This window comes from Hyphomicrobium sp., assembly GCF_036833075.1.
Classification (GTDB): Bacteria; Pseudomonadota; Alphaproteobacteria; order Rhizobiales; family Hyphomicrobiaceae; genus Hyphomicrobium_C.
This window is the reverse complement of the sequence record NZ_DAITQL010000044.1, coordinates 1-18,733: the sequence shown is the minus strand read 5'-3', so window position 1 is coordinate 18,733 and position 18,733 is coordinate 1. Positions and strand designations below refer to the sequence as shown.

Sequence of the window (18,733 nt, the reverse complement as noted above, 5' to 3'; positions counted from 1 at the left end):
GGTGGCCCGCTTTCGGGAGTACGTGCGAAACGGCGGTGCGTCAATTGCTACTTAAGTCGGCGCACCGGTTCAGCGTGTTTGCGGCCGGCGCGTGCGCTCTGGTCGTCTCGGTGCGATCCGCTTCCGGCGCCGCATGGCGCGCTCGGCGTCGCGCACGATTCGGTCGTGATCGAAGGCGAGTTTCTTCCGGCGCCAATCGGCAACCCATTCCGCAGCGGCGGCATCGTCGCCGGCCTCGGGGCGCCGGGAGCCGAGAACCGTGGCGAACGCGATGCTGACCGTCGGGCCGCGCGGATCACGGCCGGGGTCGGAGTAGACGCCGACGAGCACCAGCTCTTCCGCCGCGAGGCCGGTTTCCTCCTCGAGCTCGCGCCGGCAGGCGGCCTCCACGGTCTCTCCGAGATCGACGAAGCCGCCCGGCAGTGCATGGTGGCCGGCGAACGGCGGCTTTGCACGGCGAATGAGCAGCACGCGCCCGCGCGCGTCGAAGGCGACGCAGTCGACCGTCAGCGATGGTGTGGCCGGTCTTGCCATCGTGGCGGCTCCTTCGCGGCTGAGGCGCGCCCGTGCGAGCGGCTACGATCAGGGCGGCGCGGCTCGGGGATCAAGCGCCTGCTTTTCTGTTGGTGAAGGTTGCAGTGGCCAGATTCCCCGACGGCTCACCAAGGGCGCAGCCGATATTGCAGTGCACCGGGCGCCCATTGACAGTGCGTCCGGTCGTCCCCATTGTTTATGCATGATCGTCGTTGCCGCTTTTCATCTGAAACTCCCTTGCGGGGAGTTCGACGCCGCGAGCTTCTAGCCCCGGCCGGGCTGGCTACGTGCGCGTTCCCCGGGCCGGGGACTTTCCAATTCTCTTCCTATCCGTCGCTCCCGACACGATCCTGTCGCTCCCGATACGGTTCATTTCAAAGCTTCCCCTTTCGCGCTGCGGCGCGTCTCGGGCGAGCGGCCATGCATACGAGGTTTGCCAATGACCTTCCATCCTCCCACCAACGCGCTCCCGCAGATCGTGGTCGGCGAACGGGAAGAAACCCGCCTCACTGCGCTCGCAACGTCGGCCATGCTGACCGGACGGTCCGAGCACGTGGCGCGCGTGCTGCTCGCGGAGATGGAGCGGGCCGACGTGGTTCCCGACGCGCAAATTCCGCAGTCGGTGGTCCGCATGAATGCGCGCGTCGCCTTCGAGGTCGACGGCGGCGAGCGGCGGGAGGCTGAGCTCGTCTTTCCCGGTGAAGCCAATATCGATGCGGGCAAGATCTCCGTGCTGACCCCGATCGGCGCGGCCCTGATCGGCCTGTCGCCCGGCCAGATGATGATGCTCAAGGGCGTCGACGGGCGGCCTCACAAGCTCAAGGTGATCTCCGTCGACCCGCCCCAAGCCGCGCGGTAGGCCGACGTCGCGGCGGCCGCAGCCGTTTACCACGAGGGCGATTGCCGCTCCGCCGTTCCTATGGCAGCCTCCCGTCCACGGCTCAGAGCGGGCCTTTTCGCGTGTGCGACACGTCAGGAGAGGCCACGATGGATCAGAGGAAGGATCAGCGTGTCGCGACGGGTAGGCACCACGGGCGCGTGCGGGATCGGCGTCGCCGGGTCGCAGGCGCCTGCGGTTCATGATGCCGTCTGCGAATTGAGAGCCGCGCTTCAGGGCGAGTTCCAGCACGTCGTGGCGTTCTTCTCGATCGACTACGATGCGGCGGAGCTGGCCGCGGGGCTCGCGGAGGCGTTCGGCGGCGTCGCCGTGAGCGGCTGCTCGACATCGGGCATGATCGGTCCCACCGGTCTCATGGAGACCGGCGTGCTTCTGATCGCGTTCCCGCGCGAGGGCTTTCGCATCCATACGGGCCTGATCGAGGACGTCGGCACGCTCGGCGTGGAGCGGGCGGGAGAGATCGTCCGCGAGATGAAGTCCCGCATCGACGTACGGGATGGCGACAAGCTCGCCGAGCGCGTGTTCGGCATCATGCTCGTCGACGGTCTTTCCAACGCGGAGGAGACGCTGGTCGCAGCCGTACATTGGGCGTGCGGAGACGTGCAGTTGATCGGCGGCTCCGCCGGCGACGGGCTCGCCTTCCGGGAGGCGTCGCTCATCCACGAGGGGCACGTGCTCACGCGCTCCGCCATTCTTATGATGGTGGAGAGCGACTTTCCCTTCCGCATCTTCAAGACGTCCAACTTCGAGCCGACGCGGATCAAGCTCGTGGTCACGGCCGCGGATACGGACTGCCGCACCGTGCACGAGCTCAACGCGGAGCCCGCCGCGCGCGAATATGCAGCCGCCATCGGCCTCCTGCCGGACGACCTGGGGCCGTTCAGCTTCGCCTCCTATCCGCTCGTGGTGAAGGTCGGCGGCGACTACTACTGCCGCTCGATCCGCAACATGAACCCCGACGGCAGCCTGTCGTTCTTTTGCGCCATCGACGAGGGGCTGGTCTTCACCGTTGCCCGGCCCAAGGACATGCTGGCCTCGACCAGGCGCGTGCTCGACGAGGTCGACCGCTCGCTCGGCGGCATGGATCTCGTGCTCGGGTTCGACTGCGTGCTCCGGCGCCTCGATGCGGAGAACCGCCAGATCCACCGGCAGATGGAGGACCTCTACAAGCATTACGGCGTGGTTGGCTTCCATACCTACGGCGAGCAGCACAACTCGATGCACCTCAATCAGACGCTGACCGGTGTCGCCTTCGGTGCGCGGCGAGGTGTGCGGTGAACAAGGACGGCCGGCCGGCCTCTCCGGGGCAGCACGATGCGCTCGAGGAGCTCGAGCGGCGCAACCAGAAGCTTGCCAAGATCAATGCGGCGCTGATGCAGCGCGTCGAGCGGAGCATGGATTACCAGGCCAACGCCTATTCCATGTTCCAGACCGCGATCGGCCTCGAGACGCAGGTTCGCGTGCGGACGGAGGAGCTCAAGTCCGCGCTCAACAGGCTCGAGCGCGCCAACGACCAGTTGACGATCGCGCGCGACAGTGCCGAGCGCGCCAACCGGTTCAAGACCGGCTTCTTCACGGCCGTCGGCCACGATCTGCTGCAGCCGCTGCATGCGGCGCGCCTGTCCCTTTCGGCCCTCGCCGAGATGCGCGACGATCCCCAGCAGGGGCGGCTGATCGGGCAGGTGGATCACGCGCTCTCGACGATCGAGGAGCTGTTGCGCACCATCCTCGACCTGTCGAGGCTCGAGTCCGGCGCGTTGAAGCCGTCGTTCCAGGCAGTGGAGGTGCTGGACCTGTTCCGCTCGGTGCTCGTCGACATCGAGCCGATCGCGCGGGACAAGGGGCTCGCGCTGACGATGCGCTCGCGCGACGTGGCGGTCACGTCCGATCCGTTGATGCTGCGGCGCATCCTGCAGAACCTGCTCGCCAATGCGGTCCAGTACACGGAGCAGGGACACGTTCTCATCGCGACCCGTCGGCGCGGGGCGATGCTCAGGATCGACGTCTGGGATACCGGTCCGGGCATCGCTCCGCAGGAGCGGACCAAGATCTTCGACGAGTTCCATCGCGGGGCGGCGGCGCAACGCTCCCATGCCGGCGGGTTCGGCGTCGGACTGTCGATCATCGCCCGCATGAGCGAGGCGCTCGGGCACCGGCTCGAGCTCTGCTCCAAGGTCGGCCGCGGCACGCGCTTCTCGATCCATGTTCCGTTCGCGGGTGACGCCCCGTCGGTACGGGCGCTGCGGGATGGCGTCCACAAGGCGGCGACGCAAGCCGATCCGCTTTCGGGGATCAAGGCGGTCGTGATCGACAACGATGCCGGCGTGCGCGATGCCATGCGGGCGCTGCTTGAACGCTGGGGATGCGAGGTGCATCCCTTCGGCGGGCTCGCGGAGCTCGACGCCACGCTCGTCTCGGAGCCGTCGTTCCGGCCCGACATCATCCTCGCCGACTATCACCTCGACGCCGGCGAGTCCGGGCTTGCGTCGGTCTCCCGCCTTCGGGACACGGCGGGTCGGGCGATCCAGGCGGTGGTTATCACGGCCGATCATTCGCCCGAGGTGACGGACGCCGTCGCGGCGGCCGGCTGCGAGATCCTGCGCAAGCCCGTGAAGCCCGCCGAGCTGCGCGCGCTCGTCATGCATCTCGTCGGATAGAGCGCGCGCCCGGTCCGCGTCGCGGTCAGGGGGTTTTGTCGGAGTTCCGGGCGGCGCTGAGCACGGCGTCGAAATCGAGGCGGGCCACTTCGATCACGGCCTGGGTGCGCGAGACCACGTTGAGCTTGCGCATGATCTCGGACACGTGCGCCTTGATCGTCGTTTCGCCGACGCCGAGCTCGTGGGCGATCTGCTTGTTCAACATGCCCTGGCGAACCATCTGGAGCACGCGGAGTTGCTGACGTGTCAAAGAGGACACGCGGGCGGCAAGCTCCGCCTCCCGCGAAGGTGCCACGCCCGCCGCCGGCTGGACGTATCCCTTCGGCAGCACGACGAGCCCGGCCATCACGTCCTGAATGGCATCCGCGAGATCGCGCTTCTTGACGGACTTCGAGATGTAGCCTGCGGCGCCGCAGGTCATCGCCTCATGGACGATGCGGGGATCCTCATGGGCGGAGACGACGAGGATCGGCTGCTTGGGCCGCGCGGCGCGCAGCTCGATCAGGCCGTCGAATCCTTTCGTGCCCGGCATGGTGAGATCGAGCAGCAGGAGGTCGAACGGCTGCTCGCTCGCGAGCGCCGCCTGGGCGGCCGTGATGGACGACGCCTCGACGATCTCCGCTTGCGGATAGGCCGACTGAATGGCGAGCTGAAGCGCCTCTCGGAAGAGGGGATGATCGTCGACGATCAAGAACCTGACCGTCATGGCTCGCATCCCCGCGGACGAGGCGGTCGCACGGCGCCTGCCGACACTACCCGGCCCTTGTTGAACCTGGCCAAATCCGAGAATCCATTTGTCTCTCACACGCGTCAATTGTGGCTGGGGCGTACGGGTTTGCAAGAGGGAAACGAGCGGCGAGGCGGGCGGGGCGGCGGCGGATGCCCCGTATGTTTAATCCGGCTGCCGGGCTGTTTGCGAGGCGTCTCGCGTTCGCGCGGGTTGGCGGGTGGGTGCAACTTGGAAACGCGGGAAGCCTTGTCTATAGTGCGGTGCGGTCGGGGGGATCGTAGCTGGCGGGCGGTGAACGTGTTTCACCGTCAGGGGTTGCGGCGTGCGTTCGTTGGGGAGCTTGGGCGGGATGAGGTGTAATCCTTCGCGGTGGCTTTGGGGTCTCATTCCGATCGCGCTGTTGGCCTGGGGGACCGTTCACAGGGAGCAGCCCAACCTAGAGGCCGATCTCGCCGTGCGCGCCACCGAGGCGCTGCGCGGGGCAGGGCAGTCCTGGGCCAGCGTCGCCCTCTCCGGACGCGATGCCGTTATAACCGGCCGCGCTGAGAAGGACGGTGATCCCAAGGCGGCGCTCGATATCGTGCGCGGCGTGTGGGGCATCCGCACGGTCCAGCTCAAGACGGACCTTGCCGGCGCGCCGGTCGCGCCCGAGCGCATCGGACCCGCGGTGCCGGTCACGGACGATGAGGCCATCGCTGCTGCGAAGGCAGCGGAAGAGGCGGGCCGGGCGCGTCGGGACGCCGAGGCGGCTGCTGCGCTCAAGGCGCGGCAAGAGGCCGAAGCGGCGGAGGCCGCGGCAGCGGCTGCACTGAAGGCGCAGGAAGAGGCGGAAGCCCAAGCGGCGCAACGGGCCAGGGAGCAGACCGAGGCGGCGATGAAAGCGCAGGCCGAGGCCGAAGCCGCCCTTGAGGCCGAGCGGGAGGCGGCGGCCCTCAAAGCCCGGGAGGACGCCGAGGCGGCTGCGGCGCTCAAGGCGCGGGAAGAGGCCGAGGCGGCCGAGGCCGCGCGGAAGGCCGAGGAGGAGGCCGCGGCAGCGGCTGCACTGAAGGCGCAGGAAGAGGCGGAAGCCCAAGCGGCGCAACGGGCCAGGGAGCAGACCGAGGCAGCGATGAAGGCGCAGGCCGAGGCCGAAGCTGCCCTCGAGGCCGAGCGGGAAGCGGCAGCGCTCAAAGCCCGGGAGGACGCCGAGGCGGCTGCTGCGCTCAAGGCGCGGGAAGAGGCCGAAGCTGCGGAGGCAGCGCGGAAGGCCGAGGAGGCGGCTGCGGCAGCGGCGGCGTTAAAAGCTCAGGAAGAAGCGGAAGCCCAAGCGGCGCAACGGGCCAGGGAGCAGACCGAGGCAGCGATGAAGGCGCAGGAGGAGGCCGAAGCCGCCGCCGCGCTGAAAGCCAGGGAGGAGGCTGAAGCGAGAGCTGCGGCCGAGGCCGAGGCGAAGAGGGTCGCCGAAGAGGAGGCGAAGCGAGCCGAGCGCAAGACGACGGCGGCGACGGCGGCTTGCGAACAGCGGCTGGCCGCAGCCGCGGCCGAGGGCGCCATCCTATTCGATCGGGCGAGCGCGGACATCAGCGCCAAGAGCGCGCGAACGATCCGGAAGCTCGCGGGGATCATCACATCCTGCCCGGGTGTGCTGGTCGAGGTCGAAGGGCATACGGACGCCGAGGGCACCGACGAGCGCAACCAGAACCTCTCCGAGCGTCGCGCGCACGCCGTGCTCGACGCCCTCGTGGCGGCTGGTGTCGCCGAAGAGCGGATCTCGGCGGTGGGCTACGGCGCGAGCCGGCCTGCGGCATCGAATGAGACGAAGGCCGGCATGGCTCAGAACCGGCGCATCGAGTTCAGGGTGTTTACGGAATAGTCGGAATCGCAGCGTGGGACGGTGAGGATGGATTATCTGATCGTAAGCCTGTTCTGGTACCTGGCGGCCGCGTTCGCCATCGGCCTCGTCGTCGGGTGGATGAGTTGCGGAGGGGTCGAAGACTGACCGGCCGGGCCGGAGGTCTTTGAAAGGGAGTGGGGGCGTATGACGATTTTGCTGGTGCAGATTTTCTCGCTGATGCTGGGTGCCTTCCTGCTCGGCGCCTGTCTCGCCTGTCTCCTGCGGCGCGGCCTCTCCGGCGCGCGTGACGTTCCGGTGGCGGAGACCGACCTCGCGAGCCCCGCCGGCTTCGCGAACCCCGCCAGCGTGGCGGCGGCCCCGGCCGGGGTCGCGGCGGGCCGCTTCGGCCGCGCGCTCTCGGGGGACGACGGGTCATCGGTGCCGACCGTGCTCCGGACCGACCAACCGGTGGTCGAGGTCCAGCCGCCGCCGTCCGAGCCGGAGCCGCTGCGGCACCCCGACCCCGTGGACCGCGAGGTCCTCGAGCCCATGCCTGCTCCGCAACCGGCGCCACCGTCGCCGGCCCCGCCCTGGCGCGCCATGCGCCCGCCTCCGCCCGCGCTCGCCTCGGAACGGGGGCCGATCCTCGCGCCTGCACCCGCCGCGCCCACGTCGGCGCCGCCGGAGGCGGCGCAGGATCACGGTCAGAGCTATACGCAAATCGCCGTCGGTGCAGCCGCCGCCGCCGCCGCGATCGCTGCAGCCAAGGCACGAGCCGAGGCCGAAGCCGCCGAGAGGGACGCTGCGGAAAAGGAAGCCGCGGAGAAAGCCGCTGCCGCGATCGCTGCGGCCCAGGCGCGAGCGGAAGCCGAAGCCGCCGAAAGGCAAGCTGCGGAAAGGGCAGCCGCGGAGAAAGCCGCGGCGGAGAGAGCGGCGGCCAAGGCACGAGCCGAAGCCGAGGCTGTAGAAAGGCAAGCTGCCGAAAGGGAAGCCGCGGAGCGAGCCGCCGCCACGATTGCTGCGGCCGAGGCCGAGGCCGAGGCCGCGGAAAGAGCCGCTGCCGAAAAGGCAGCCGCCGAGAGAGCCGCCGCAGAGATTGAGATTCCGGCTTCCGAGCCCGCGGCCCCGCAGGAGGGTGCGGACTGGCCTTCGCGCTTCGGGACGCCGGCGGCAACCTCGCTGCTCGAGCGCCTGTCGGGCGAGCCGGTCGACGACCTGACGCGCATCCATGGCATCGATGGCGCTCTCAAGCAGCGGCTCGTGCGCTACGGCGTGCACCGCTTCTCGCAGATTGCGGCGTGGACGGCTGGCGATGTCTGGGGTACGAGCCGCGCGCTGGCTCTCGAGGATCGCGTCAGGCGCGATAACTGGATCGAGCAGGCGCGCATCCTGGCCGAGGGCGGCGATCCCTCTCGTGCGCATACGGAGAAGCCGCCGGTCGCGGTGGGAATCGCGCCGGTCGACGGCGATCGCCTCAATCGCATCATCGGCATCGACCCGGCGGCGGAGGCGCTGCTGCGGGCCAACGGCATCACCCGGCTTGCGGAGATCGCGGCGTGGCAGGGCGAGGACGTGGCGCGCTTCGAAGCTCTGCTCGGCACGGACGGCCGAATCGCGCGTGAGGGATGGGTCGCACAGGCCCTGTTCCTCACCGGCGGCGCGCCGCCCGCAACCGAGCCCGAGCCCGCCGCGGCGGATCCCGGCCCGATCGTGCAGGAGGTACCGGAGCTCTCCGAGCCGCCGGGCGAGCCGCGCGAGAGCTATGCGGGCCTGCTGTCGGTCCGCTCGGAGGCGCTCCGAGGCGATACGCGTCCGTTCGTGACGTCGGCGGGCGAGGTGCAGGACCTGAAGCGTATCCGCGGCATCGGCGTGCTGATCGAGAAGAGGCTCAACGCGCTCGGCATCACCGCCTACGAGCAGGTGGCCAACTGGACGCGGGCGGATATCGATAGGATCAGCGAGATGCTCGACTTCAAGGGCCGCATCGAGCGCGAGAACTGGATCGAGCAGGCGCGCATCCTGGCGTCGGGCGGGCAGACGGAGTTCTCGCGGCGCGTCGACCGCGGGGATGCGTGAGGCCGCATCGTCGGTGTCGCAGGGCCAAGCCACCGTACTATACGGCAACGTGTCTGGACGCCGGCCTTCGCCGGAGTGACGTTTGTTAGTGGTAAGCGGGCCTCCCAGCCACCAACGTCATCCCGGCGCAGGCCGGGATCCAGACATGTCGAAATCAAAGCTCCGATATCTCCTGTCGGAAAGGCTGTAGGTTAGAGCTTCCAGCCCGAGTGGATCGCGGCGATGCCGCCCGTCAGGTTGCGGACCGAGACGCGTTCGAAGCCGGCCTCGCGGATCATGGCCGCGAATGCGTCCTGGTTCGGGAAGCGGCGGATGCTTTCCACCAGATAGCGGTAGGGATCGGCCGATCCGGCCGTGAGCTCACCCAGGCGCGGTATCACCTCGAAGGAGTGGAAATCGTAGAGGCGGTCGAGCAGCGGCACCCGGCATTCGGAGAACTCGAGGCACAGGAAGCGGCCGCCGATCCGGAGCACGCGATGGGCCTCGCGGAGGGCGGCGTCGATGTGGGTGACGTTGCGGATGCCGAATGCGATCGTGTAGGCGTCGAAGGCGCGGTCGGGGAACGGCAGCGCTTCGGCGTTGCCCTGGGTCAGCGTGATGCGGGCGTCGAGCCCCCGGGCGGCGACCTTGGCGCGACCTTCCTCCAGCATCTCCGGGCTGATGTCGGCGAGCACGGCGGTCGCGTTCGGACCCGAGCGCTCGGCGTAGCGGATGGCGATGTCGCCGGTTCCGCCCGCGACGTCGAGCAGGCGGAACGGCCGGTCGTCGCGCGGGGCGCCGATCATGGTGATGAACTCGGCCTTCCAGAGCCGGTGCAATCCGCCCGACATGAGGTCGTTCATCAGATCGTAGCGGGTGGCGACCGAGGAGAAGACGGCGTTGACCAGGCCCTGGCGCTCGTCCTCGGCGACGGTGCGGAAACCGAAGCTCGCGGTGCCGTGGGGCTCGTTTTCTGAGGCGGGTTTGTTCGGCATGGGGCGCGACCTTAGAGTGCTTCCGGAAAAGTGGGAACCGGTTTTCCGTTAAGAAGCGCGACAGATCAAAAACCTAGACGGAATGCGGCTGGTGCGCCATCGGCTCCGGCGGGACAAGCAAGGCATGCGGCGTTTGGTTCGTGAGCCAGCACGCCACCGCCTCGGCCAGTACGGGCGCCAGGAGAAAGCCGTGGCGGTAGGCGCCGTTGACGAAGATCCGCCGTCCCCCCTCGCGAACCTCGGCGTGCGGAAGATTGTCGGGGAAGGCGGGGCGGATTCCGGCGCCCGTCTCGAGGATCTCGGCCTCTCCGAAGGCCGGGTGCAGGGCGTAAGCCGCGCCCAGCAGCTCGAGCGCCGAGCGAACCGTGATGGCGCCCGTATCCTCGCTTTCGATGACGGTCGCGCCGACCAGATAGCGTCCGTCGTCCCAGGGCACGACATAGAGCGGGTGGTGCGGATGGAGGAGGCGCACGGGGCGCGTGAGGCGGATCTCGGCGCTCTGGATGAGGAGGCGCTCGCCGCGCACGCCGCGCAGCATGGGCAACGCGCTTGCCGCCGCCATGCCGCGGCAGTCGACGACGACATCGGACGTCGAAGGCGACGTCCAGGCAGCGCCTAGCTCCACGGTTGCGCCGGCCATGCGCACGGCATCGAGCAGGAAGGTGAGCGCGTCCGGCGTCGTCATGTGCGCTTCGTCAGGGAAATAGAAGGCACGAGCGAAACGGCCGCCAAGATCGGGCTCGAGCGCGGCGAGGCCGCGGGCATCCAGGGTCTCGGGCGGATGCGTGTCGCGGGCGAAGCGGGCGGCCTCGGCCGCATCGCGCGGGGCGGCGACGACGAGGCTGCCGGCGTTGACGAGGTGCGGATAGGTCGCGCGCCAGAGCGCGAGGCCCTGGGCGCCGAGCGTGCGGATCTCGGGGGCGTGCTCGCTTTCGCATCCGGGCGCCAGCATGGCCCCCGCGTAGCGGCTGGCGCTCTCGGTGAAGGGGCTCGCGCTCTTCTCGACGAGGCGCACGGAATGGCCGGCGCGGGCCAGCGTCAGCGCCTGCCAGAGGCCGAGAATGCCGGCGCCGACGACCGTGATCGCCAGCGGCTTTCCTTTTCCCATCCTGACGAGCCCGTTCTCGGTTTCAGTCGCCAAGGGCCACTCCTTCGCGTCGCGGGTCGGCCCCGCCTTCGAGCCTGCCGTTGCGCCGGGTCACGATGTGCAGCCCCGAATTCATGAGGTCCGGTGCGATGGCGTGTCCATAGCTCTTCAGTCCGAGACCCTGCCAGATCGTGGACCAGCCGTATTCCAGCTCGACCGCCCCGCCCATGCTGCCGAAGTTCGGCAGGCTGGACGCGGCCTGGGCATCGAGCCTCCAGTCGATCAGCCCGATCAGGGCCTTCGTGACAAAGAGGATGATGCGGTTGCCGCCGGGCGAGCCCAGTGCGGCAAAGAACGCGCCTTTCTCGTCGAACACGATGGTCGGGGCCATGGAGCTGCGCGGGCGCTTGCCGCCTTCGACGCGGTTGGCGATGGGACGTCCGGTCTCGTCCAGCGGCTGGAAGGAGAAGTCCGTGAGCTGGTTGTTGAGCAGGAAGCCGGCCGCGAAGAGACCCGAGCCAAAGGGGCCCTCGATGGTGGTCGTCAGCGCTACCGCGTTGCCGGCGGCATCGACGACCGAGACGTGGCTGGTGCCGTTCCGCTCGACCGTCGCATCGATGCCGGGCGGGTTTTTCTCCGAGCCGGGCGGCATGCCCGGCTCGGCGCGGCGCATGGCTTTTGCGGGGTCGATCAATGCGCTGCGAGAGGCGAGATAGGCGGGATCCAGGAGGCTCGCCGGTACGGGTACGAAATCAGGGTCAGCGAGATAGCGCGCGCGGTCCGCGTAAGCCAGCCGCTGCGCCTCGACGATGAGATGCATTGTGGGAATGCGCATGGCGTCGTCCGGCGCACGGCCGAGATCGAAGCGCTCGAGCATCGCGAGTGACTGCGCGACGGCCGTCCCGCCCGACGACGGCGGGCCCATGCCGCAGACGCGGTACGTGCGGTAGGCGATGCAGAGGGGCGGCCGTTCGACGGGCTGATAGGCGGCGAGGTCGGCGAGCGTCAGATCTCCGGCGGCGTGGGGGGCCTCCCGGACGGCTTTGACGATCGCCTCGGCGATGGCGCCCGAATAGAACGCGTCGGCTCCGCCACGGGCGAGGGCTTCGAGGGTTTCGGCATAGGCTGCGTTGGTCAGGCGGTAGCCGATGGGCAGCGGGCTGCCGTTGGAATCGAAAAAGTGGCGGCGCGCGGCCGGCGACAGACCGTCGGTGCCGAACCAGCGCAGCATGAAGTAAAGGCGCGCCGAGATCTCGAAGCCATCGCGGGCGAGCCTGATCGCGGGTTCGAACAGCCGCGCCCAGGGCAGCTTGCCGTGGCGCGCGTGGGCGTGCTCGAGAAGGCGGGGAAGGCCGGGCGTGCCGACGCTCAAGCCGGACCGGACGGCGGTCTCGAAGTCCATGGGCCTGCCGTTCGCGAGGAAGTGATCCGGTGTGGCGGCGGCCGGCGCCGTCTCGCGCCCGTCGTAGGTCGCGAGCTTCTTCCCGGCCTGGTCCCAATTGAGCAGGAAAGCGCCGCCTCCGAGGCCCGAGGACTGCGGCTCGACCAGTCCCAGCACAAGCTGGGCAGCGATCGCCGCGTCCGTCGCCGAGCCGCCCGCCCGCAACATCTCGCGACCCGCCTCGGAGGCAAGCGGGTTCGCGGTCGAGATCAGATATTTCTCCGATACGGCAAGGGTTTTCTCGACGCGGCCGAGGCCGGCTTCCGGCTCGATCTGGGGCCGCGGGAGGGCGCCGTCCTGCGCGGCGAGGGGCGATGAGGCGGCCGAGACCAGGAGGAGCAGGAGCCATCCTCTCGCGCGTCGCGCCAGGGCGTGCCGCGCGTCGCCTGCGGGCCGTGCCGGGCGCCTCGATCCGCGATCGTCGATGGGCCGTTCAGGCATGATCTCTCCGGGGCTCCGGACGGACGGGCATCAATGCGCGGAGCCGGAGGCATGCTCCGTTCTATAGGGGCTTGCGCATGCGTTTGGAAACCTCCCGATCGGCGCCGCAGCCGCCGTGGCCTGCGCAGCAAAAGCACGGTTTGGCCAACGACCGCCCGGATAAAAAGCGGCCGGAATGGCGGGGGCTCCATTCCGGCCGCTGGGCCGACCAGGGGACGCAACTTCAACGCAGGCCGGCGCCACACGGGCAACGGGGGTATGCAACCCGACGCGGGTGCGGACGGGGGATCCGCAGCCCTGCGACGGCGCTCTGCCGACCATGCCCGTGACGCAACGCGGACATCCTTAATCACCGAGGGATTTGCACTTAGGGATATTGAGCAGGCCGGTTTTGCCGGCAACGCGCCCGGCTCAAGAGGTATCGGTCGATTTTGTTCTTTTTTTGTTCCTGTTTGTTCCAGGATTTCCGTCTCTGCGGATCGGCATGGATGATGCCTATCAAACTCTTGCACTACCTTACAAATCGCCGACCGTTGCTGCAGTGCATCGGTCGATCCGTAAGTCGCGCCGCGGGTTGCAACTTGGCCGGGGTGTGGCCACACTGCTCTGCCGCGAATTTCGCGGCTCGTTTATACGAGATTCATCTGAACCGGCGCACCATGCCGGTCTGGTGGAAACCGAAGAGGGAACCGGTTTCCTCCATCGCAGCTTTGAGACAGCGGGAGTTCTGTTCATGTCGTCGGTGTTGAAGGCAAGGGTCGTCAAAACTCTGGCAGCGGTCGTCGCGGCGGCCGCCCTGACGGGGCTTTCGAGCGCGGCCAGTGCGCAGACACTCATCGAATTCCTCTGGGGGGGCGAGCCCGAGTACGGCGGCGGTAAGCGCCAGGTCGTGAAGTTCAACCCGCAGTACACACCCGGGCAGATCATTGTCAGCTTCGGCGACCGGCGCCTCTACCACATCACCAAACCCGGGCAGGCGACCAGCTATCCGATCGCGATTCCGCGCGAGCAGAGCCGCTGGCAGGGCACGACCGTGGTCTCGATGAAGCGCGAGAACCCGGATTGGCGCCCGACTGCCGAGATGCTGAGGGAAAATCCCAAGCTGCCGAGCTGGGTGCCCGGCGGGCATCCGATGAACCCGCTCGGCGTGCGCGCGCTCTATCTCGGCTCGAGCACCTATCGCATTCACGGCACCGACGCGCCCTGGACCATCGGTCAGAACGTGTCGAAGGGCTGCATCCGCATGTTCAACGAGGACGTGATGGATCTTTATCCCAAGGTGCCGACGGGCACCAAGGTCGTCGTGACCTGGGAGCGCTTCAAGACCAACACCATCGCGTCCTTCGACGACGCCCCTGCACCCAGCGGGGACGCGACATCGGCGCCGGCGCGCTCCGGTCCGGCGGTGACCAACTCCGGTACGCCGCGCGCCAAGACGCGCTCCGTCGCCTCGGCGCCGAAGACCGGCTTCTTCATCTTCCCGGATGACGAGGCCAACCCCGTGCGCCCCGAGGAGGGGATGGTCGTGCACACGGTCACGCCCGAGGGTGAGGATGTCGTCGAAGGGGGTGAGGAGGCCGCGAAGGTCGATGCAGCGCCGCTGCGCCCGAAGGAGGGGATGGTGTCGACACGCTACGGCCGCAAGGTCGGTGCGGGCGCTGTCTCGCGCTCGGCGCAGGCGTCGGTCGAGTAGGCACCGTCCGTTTTTTAACGATTTCATCGGGCGCTTCCGACACAAGGGGGCGCCCGTTTCTTTTGGCGCAGAGCCGGTGGGCGTTCCGGGGCTTTCCGATCTAACCTGAATCCAGAGCGGCGCCGGAGCGCGCGTTGCTCTTATTCGAATCGGCGCTGCGCTCTCCGTTCTCGATCAAGCCGATGAAGCATACTTCCGGCCGATAGGGCCTGAATCGATCACGGGCTAGCTGCTCTGCGCGAGGCAGGCCTTCAAGCCGCCGGCGAGGTTGCGGAGCAGCGTCGCGTAGGCGTCCGGGCCGGGCGCGACGAGCGCGCCTTCGGGGTCCAGCGTGCCGGCGCGGGCGCTCGTGCCCTCGATGACGGCGGCCACGAGCTTGGCCTGCGCCTGCGGCTCGCTGAAGACGCAGCTTGCCGACAGCGCCGCGAGCTTGTGGCGGATCTCGGTCAAGCGCTTGGCGGAGGGTTGCGCCTCCGGGCTCACCGTGATCGAGCCCACGGCTTCGAGCCCGAAACGGCGCTCGAAGTACTGAAAGGCATCGTGGAAGACGACAAAGGGCTTGCCCCTGAGGGGCGCGAGATCGCGGGCGATCTCGGCTTGCAGGGCTACCAGGGCCGCGTCGGCGCGGGCAGCGTTGGTCGCAAATGCCGGGGCGTCGGATGGCGACGCCTCGGACAGCACGCGCGCGATCTCGGCTACCATATTGCGGGCGTTCTCCGGATCGAGCCAGACGTGGCCGTCGCGGACCTCGTGGCCGTGATCATGGTCGCTGTGCTCATGGCTGTGGCCATGGTCATGATCGTGGCCGTCCTCGTCTTCGTTGGCGTGCCCATCCTTGTCGACGTGATCGTGCACCTCGAACGTTTGCCCCGTGCGCACGTCCAGCACCGCGAGGCCCAGCGTCTCCGCCAGGGTCACGGTGCGGACGGTATCCGGCAATGCGGCCACGATCTTGCGCGTGAAGGGCTCGATGGTCTCCGAGACGCGGAAGAAGACATCGGCGTGGTTCAGCGCCCGCGCGTCTGAAGGCTTCAGCGCGTAGGTGTGCGGCGAGGCCGCGCCCTGAACCAGAAGCGTCGGCACGCCGACGCCGTCCATGACCTGGGCCACGAGGGCGTGCACCGGCTTGATCGTGACCGTCACCTTGAGGTCGGCGGCGGAGGCGGCGGGTGCCAGAAGCGTGGCGGCCACGGCTGCGGCCGCAGCGGCCATTCTCGTGTACGCGCGGACAGAGATCGGTTGCTTCGGGCGGCGCAAGGGAGAGGTCCTCGTTTTGACGTTATTTTTGGATACTATAACATCCAATCAGGCGCAACCGTGGCGCAGGCGCCTTGGTTCCGCTGTTTTTTTTAGGTCGTCTGCCGCCCGGATCGGAAGTTAGGCCGAGACCCGGGGCCGAAATACGGTCTTCTGGCGGATAGCCCGCTGTGGGGCTCGGATCTCGAGAGCTTGGTCAGGGCGTTCGATCCACGGGCTCGAAGCGCTCGGTCCCGAAGCCATGTGCTAGACTGGGGTTTCGCTGGGATTTTTGCGCGTTCGTGCCGGGTTGGGGCGAGGAGGATAGCTTGACTTCGATATCGCGCGCCTTGGGACGCTGGCTCCTGGGCAGTCAGCTCGCGGTGGTATGCGCGGCGATCGCCTTGTGGACCATGCCCGCGGCCGCGCATCCGCACGTGTGGGTCACGGTGGAGACGACGGTGCTCTACGAGGGCGGGGCCATCACGGGGCTCGAGCATAAGTGGGCCTTCGACGATATGTACACGGCCATGGCGATCCAGGGTCTCGATGCCAACGGCGACGGGATCTATTCGCGCGAGGAGCTCCAGGAGCTGGCGCAGGTCAACATCGATGGCCTCAAGGAATTCGACTATTTCACGGTCGCGAAACTCGGCAAGGCGGAGATCAAGGTCAAGCCGCCGGTCGACTACTACCTCGATTACAAGGACAGCGTGCTGTCGCTGCATTTCACGCTGCCGTTCGAGCAGCCGGTGCTCGCGGATGCGGCGGACTTCAATTTCGCGGTGTTCGACGAGTCGTTCTTCATCGCCTTCGATTTCGGCGCCGACGACCCGGTGAAGCTCAGCGCCGGCGCGCCCGAGGGATGCCACGCCAGCATCGGCATTCCGGAGAACGAGCTCGCCGAGCTGCAGAAGCTCAACGAGTCGTTCGGCGGCCAGCTCACGGCCGGCGATCAGAATGCCGGCATGGGCCTCGGGTATGCGAAAACGGTTACGCTCGGCTGCAAGAAATCATGACGCGCTCCCTCGCCGCGCTCGGCGCCCTCATCCTTTGCCTGCTTGCGTTTTCGTTCGCGGCGCCCACCCACGCGGAGCCCAAGGCGTCGCCGTTCGGACTGCCGCTGGCCCCCGGCCAGTCGACGGCGGCCGCCCCGGCGCAGAACGCCGAGCGGAGCCTCCTCGGAGACCTCTGGTCCACCGTGCTCGCCCAGCAGCAGCGCATCAACCGGGAGCTGGCCGCGGCCGTGCGTCAGCTCAAGACCGGCAATGTGCTCGACGCGACGCTGCTGCTCGCGTTTCTGAGCTTCACCTACGGCGTGCTGCATGCGGCAGGGCCGGGTCACGGCAAGGCGGTGATCTCGTCCTACGTGCTCGCCAACGAGAAGACGGTCAAGCGCGGGATCATGCTGTCGTTCCTGTCCGCGTTCTTCCAGGCGCTGTCGGCCATCGTCATCGTCGGCGTGCTCGCGATCGCGCTCAATGCCACGAGCCTCAAGATCTCGGCCACCGAGCGGTGGATCGAGACCATCAGTTGGGGGTTCGTGGCGCTGATCGGCATCTGGCTGCTCTACGGGCAGCTCGGCGCGCTCATCCGTCGGCGGGCCGAGCCTACGGCGGTCGTGCACCACCATCCTCGCGTGCACGCTCAAGCCCACGATCCCGCGCCCGGACACGGCGGCGGCTGCGGATGCGGTTCGGACCATGGGCACACCCACACGCATGCGCACGGCCCCATTCATGAGCCCCACGTCCATGCCGCGGACGGCTCCTGCTGCGGGCATGCGCACATGCCCGATCCCGGGCAGCTCGAAGGGACGATGTCCTGGCGCAAGGCCATTGCCATCGCCCTTTCGGTCGGCATCCGGCCCTGCACGGGGGCGATCCTCGTTCTGATCTTCTCCCTCAGCCAGGGGATCCTGATCGCGGGAATCTTCGCGACGTTCGCCATGGCGCTCGGCACCGCCATCACCGTGTCGGCGCTTGCGTCGCTGGCCGTCGGATCGCGGGAGCTCGCGGTCCGCATGGCCGGCGGCGAAAGCCGGCTTGCCGGCGCGGTCGCCACCGGCGCCGGGCTCTTCGGCTCGACCCTCGTTTTCCTGATGGGGGCCGCGTTCTTCGTCGCGTCGCTCCACGGCGGCACGGCGGCACCCCTATAGAGGCTTCCAGGTGCGGCGGAAGCTCTTTTGAGAGTCATGCTTCTTATCGGGATTTTCTGCTTGCATGGTTGCGCCATGACCGGTTCCCGCTTTTTCGGAAGCAGTCTTTTGAGAGCGGGGCTTCTTATCCGCTTTTTGCGTGCATGGCTTCGCCATGACCGGTTCCCACTTTTCCGGAAGCACTCTAAGGGTTGGCGCGTGCCGGTTTTCGGAGCGCTCCTGGGGCTTCCATGAAACTCTACCGCGCCTTTGCCACCGTCGGCGGCCTGACGCTCGTCTCACGCGTGCTCGGCTTCGTGCGCGATATCCTGTTCGCGTGGGCGTTCGGCGCGGGCTGGGTGGCGGATGCCTTCAACGTGGCATTCCGCTTCCCCAATCTCTTCCGGCGCCTATTCGGCGAGGGAGCGTTCAACTCGGCGTTCATCCCTCTCTTCGCCAAGGAGCTCGAGAGGGAAGGGCGCCAATCGGCACGCGCGTTCGCCGAGGAGGCGATGAGCGGGCTCGTCGCGGTGCTCGTGGCGCTGACGGTCGTCGCGATCCTCGCCATGCCGTGGCTCATGTACCTGCTCGCGCCGGGCTTCAGCGCGAGCCCTGAAAAGTTCGACCTCGCGGTACTGCTGACGCAGATCACGTTCCCGTATCTCCTCTGCATGTCGCTCGTGGCGCTGTTCTCGGGCGTGCTCAATACGTTCGGCAAGTTCGTCGAAAGCTCGTCGGTTTCGATCGTGCTCAACCTGACGCTGGCGGCGGCGATCTTCGTCGGCTTCTGGCTCGGCTATCACAACGAGCCGGAGGGCGGCATCATCCAGGCCATCGGCGTGTTCGTGGCCGGCGTGCTGCAGCTCTGGCTGCTGATCGACGGCCTCAAGCGCAACAACTTCACGCTCAAGCTCCGCCGCCCGCGCATGACGGACCGCATGCGCCGGCTGATCGTGCTCGGCATTCCCGGCGTCATCGCGGGCGGCGTGACGCAGCTCAACATCATGATCGGCACC

The 18,733-nt window shown here is 68.1% G+C and carries 16 protein-coding genes; 9 read left to right on the top strand and 7 right to left on the bottom strand.

Annotated features, from left to right (window positions below; genetic code table 11):
- Window positions 1-69 precede the first annotated feature (69 nt).
- Window positions 70-534, bottom strand: coding sequence for an NUDIX hydrolase (locus V7082_RS13415; RefSeq protein WP_334149329.1), 465 nt, complete (start codon window positions 532-534; stop codon window positions 70-72).
- A gap of 439 nt (window positions 535-973) precedes the next feature.
- On the opposite strand from V7082_RS13415, the gene rnk reads away from it, so the two are divergent.
- The 3 genes from rnk (at window position 974) to V7082_RS13400 (ending at window position 4,089) form a co-directional block, all read left to right on the top strand.
- Window positions 974-1,393 (top strand): nucleoside diphosphate kinase regulator, encoded by a 420-nt coding sequence (gene rnk, locus V7082_RS13410; protein WP_334149327.1) that lies wholly within the window; start codon window positions 974-976, stop codon window positions 1,391-1,393.
- Window positions 1,394-1,543: 150 nt separating this feature from the next.
- Window positions 1,544-2,710, top strand: a complete 1,167-nt coding sequence (locus V7082_RS13405) for an FIST N-terminal domain-containing protein (RefSeq protein WP_334149325.1) — start codon at window positions 1,544-1,546, stop codon at window positions 2,708-2,710.
- A complete protein-coding gene (locus V7082_RS13400; RefSeq protein ID WP_334149323.1) occupies window positions 2,707-4,089 on the top strand; it encodes an ATP-binding response regulator in 1,383 nt (460 codons plus the stop codon). The genes V7082_RS13405 and V7082_RS13400 overlap by 4 nt, the downstream gene beginning before the upstream one ends.
- A 25-nt stretch (window positions 4,090-4,114) precedes the next feature.
- Here V7082_RS13400 and V7082_RS13395 read toward each other — a convergent pair whose 3' ends face one another.
- Window positions 4,115-4,795: a response regulator transcription factor gene (locus V7082_RS13395; protein WP_334149321.1), complete on the bottom strand. Its 681-nt coding sequence runs from the start codon at window positions 4,793-4,795 to the stop codon at window positions 4,115-4,117.
- A gap of 373 nt (window positions 4,796-5,168) precedes the next feature.
- On the opposite strand from V7082_RS13395, the gene V7082_RS13390 reads away from it, so the two are divergent.
- Window positions 5,169-6,671, top strand: coding sequence for an OmpA family protein (locus V7082_RS13390; RefSeq protein ID WP_334149319.1), 1,503 nt, complete (start codon window positions 5,169-5,171; stop codon window positions 6,669-6,671).
- 165 nt (window positions 6,672-6,836) lie between these two features.
- Window positions 6,837-8,708 (top strand): hypothetical protein, encoded by a 1,872-nt coding sequence (locus tag V7082_RS13385; RefSeq protein ID WP_334149317.1) that lies wholly within the window; start codon window positions 6,837-6,839, stop codon window positions 8,706-8,708.
- A gap of 191 nt (window positions 8,709-8,899) precedes the next feature.
- On the opposite strand, the gene ubiE is transcribed toward V7082_RS13385, so the two are convergent.
- From ubiE to ggt, 3 genes are all read right to left on the bottom strand, one after another.
- The gene (gene ubiE / locus V7082_RS13380) at window positions 8,900-9,682 is read right to left on the bottom strand and encodes a bifunctional demethylmenaquinone methyltransferase/2-methoxy-6-polyprenyl-1,4-benzoquinol methylase UbiE (protein ID WP_334149314.1); all 783 of its coding nucleotides are present in this window, start codon (window positions 9,680-9,682) and stop codon (window positions 8,900-8,902) included.
- 73 nt (window positions 9,683-9,755) lie between these two features.
- A complete protein-coding gene (locus tag V7082_RS13375; protein WP_334149313.1) occupies window positions 9,756-10,823 on the bottom strand; it encodes an FAD-dependent oxidoreductase in 1,068 nt (355 codons plus the stop codon).
- The gene (gene ggt / locus V7082_RS13370) at window positions 10,813-12,651 is read right to left on the bottom strand and encodes a gamma-glutamyltransferase (protein WP_334149312.1); all 1,839 of its coding nucleotides are present in this window, start codon (window positions 12,649-12,651) and stop codon (window positions 10,813-10,815) included. The genes V7082_RS13375 and ggt overlap by 11 nt, the downstream gene beginning before the upstream one ends.
- 733 nt (window positions 12,652-13,384) lie before the next feature.
- Between ggt and V7082_RS13365 the strand changes: the two genes are divergently transcribed.
- On the top strand, window positions 13,385-14,344 hold the full coding sequence (locus V7082_RS13365) for a L,D-transpeptidase (protein ID WP_334149310.1): 960 nt from the start codon (window positions 13,385-13,387) through the stop codon (window positions 14,342-14,344).
- 225 nt (window positions 14,345-14,569) lie between these two features.
- Here V7082_RS13365 and V7082_RS13360 read toward each other — a convergent pair whose 3' ends face one another.
- Window positions 14,570-15,556, bottom strand: coding sequence for a zinc ABC transporter substrate-binding protein (locus V7082_RS13360; RefSeq protein ID WP_334149308.1), 987 nt, complete (start codon window positions 15,554-15,556; stop codon window positions 14,570-14,572).
- A 353-nt stretch (window positions 15,557-15,909) separates the two neighbouring features.
- Here V7082_RS13360 and V7082_RS13355 point away from each other — a divergent pair, with 353 nt between their 5' ends.
- Window positions 15,910-16,599, top strand: coding sequence for a DUF1007 family protein (locus tag V7082_RS13355; RefSeq protein WP_334149307.1), 690 nt, complete (start codon window positions 15,910-15,912; stop codon window positions 16,597-16,599).
- Window positions 16,596-17,738, top strand: coding sequence for a nickel/cobalt transporter (locus tag V7082_RS13350; RefSeq protein WP_334149305.1), 1,143 nt, complete (start codon window positions 16,596-16,598; stop codon window positions 17,736-17,738). Before V7082_RS13355 ends, V7082_RS13350 begins: the two co-directional genes overlap by 4 nt.
- Here V7082_RS13350 and V7082_RS13345 read toward each other — a convergent pair.
- Window positions 17,733-17,894 carry a hypothetical protein gene (locus V7082_RS13345; protein WP_334149302.1) on the bottom strand — a complete coding sequence of 54 codons (162 nt, stop codon included), beginning with the start codon at window positions 17,892-17,894 and terminating at the stop codon, window positions 17,733-17,735. The two genes, V7082_RS13350 and V7082_RS13345, sit on opposite strands and share 6 nt — an antisense overlap.
- A 74-nt stretch (window positions 17,895-17,968) precedes the next feature.
- Here V7082_RS13345 and V7082_RS13340 point away from each other — a divergent pair.
- On the top strand, window positions 17,969-18,733 hold a 765-nt coding region (locus V7082_RS13340), incomplete at its 3' end, for a lipid II flippase MurJ (RefSeq protein ID WP_334149300.1).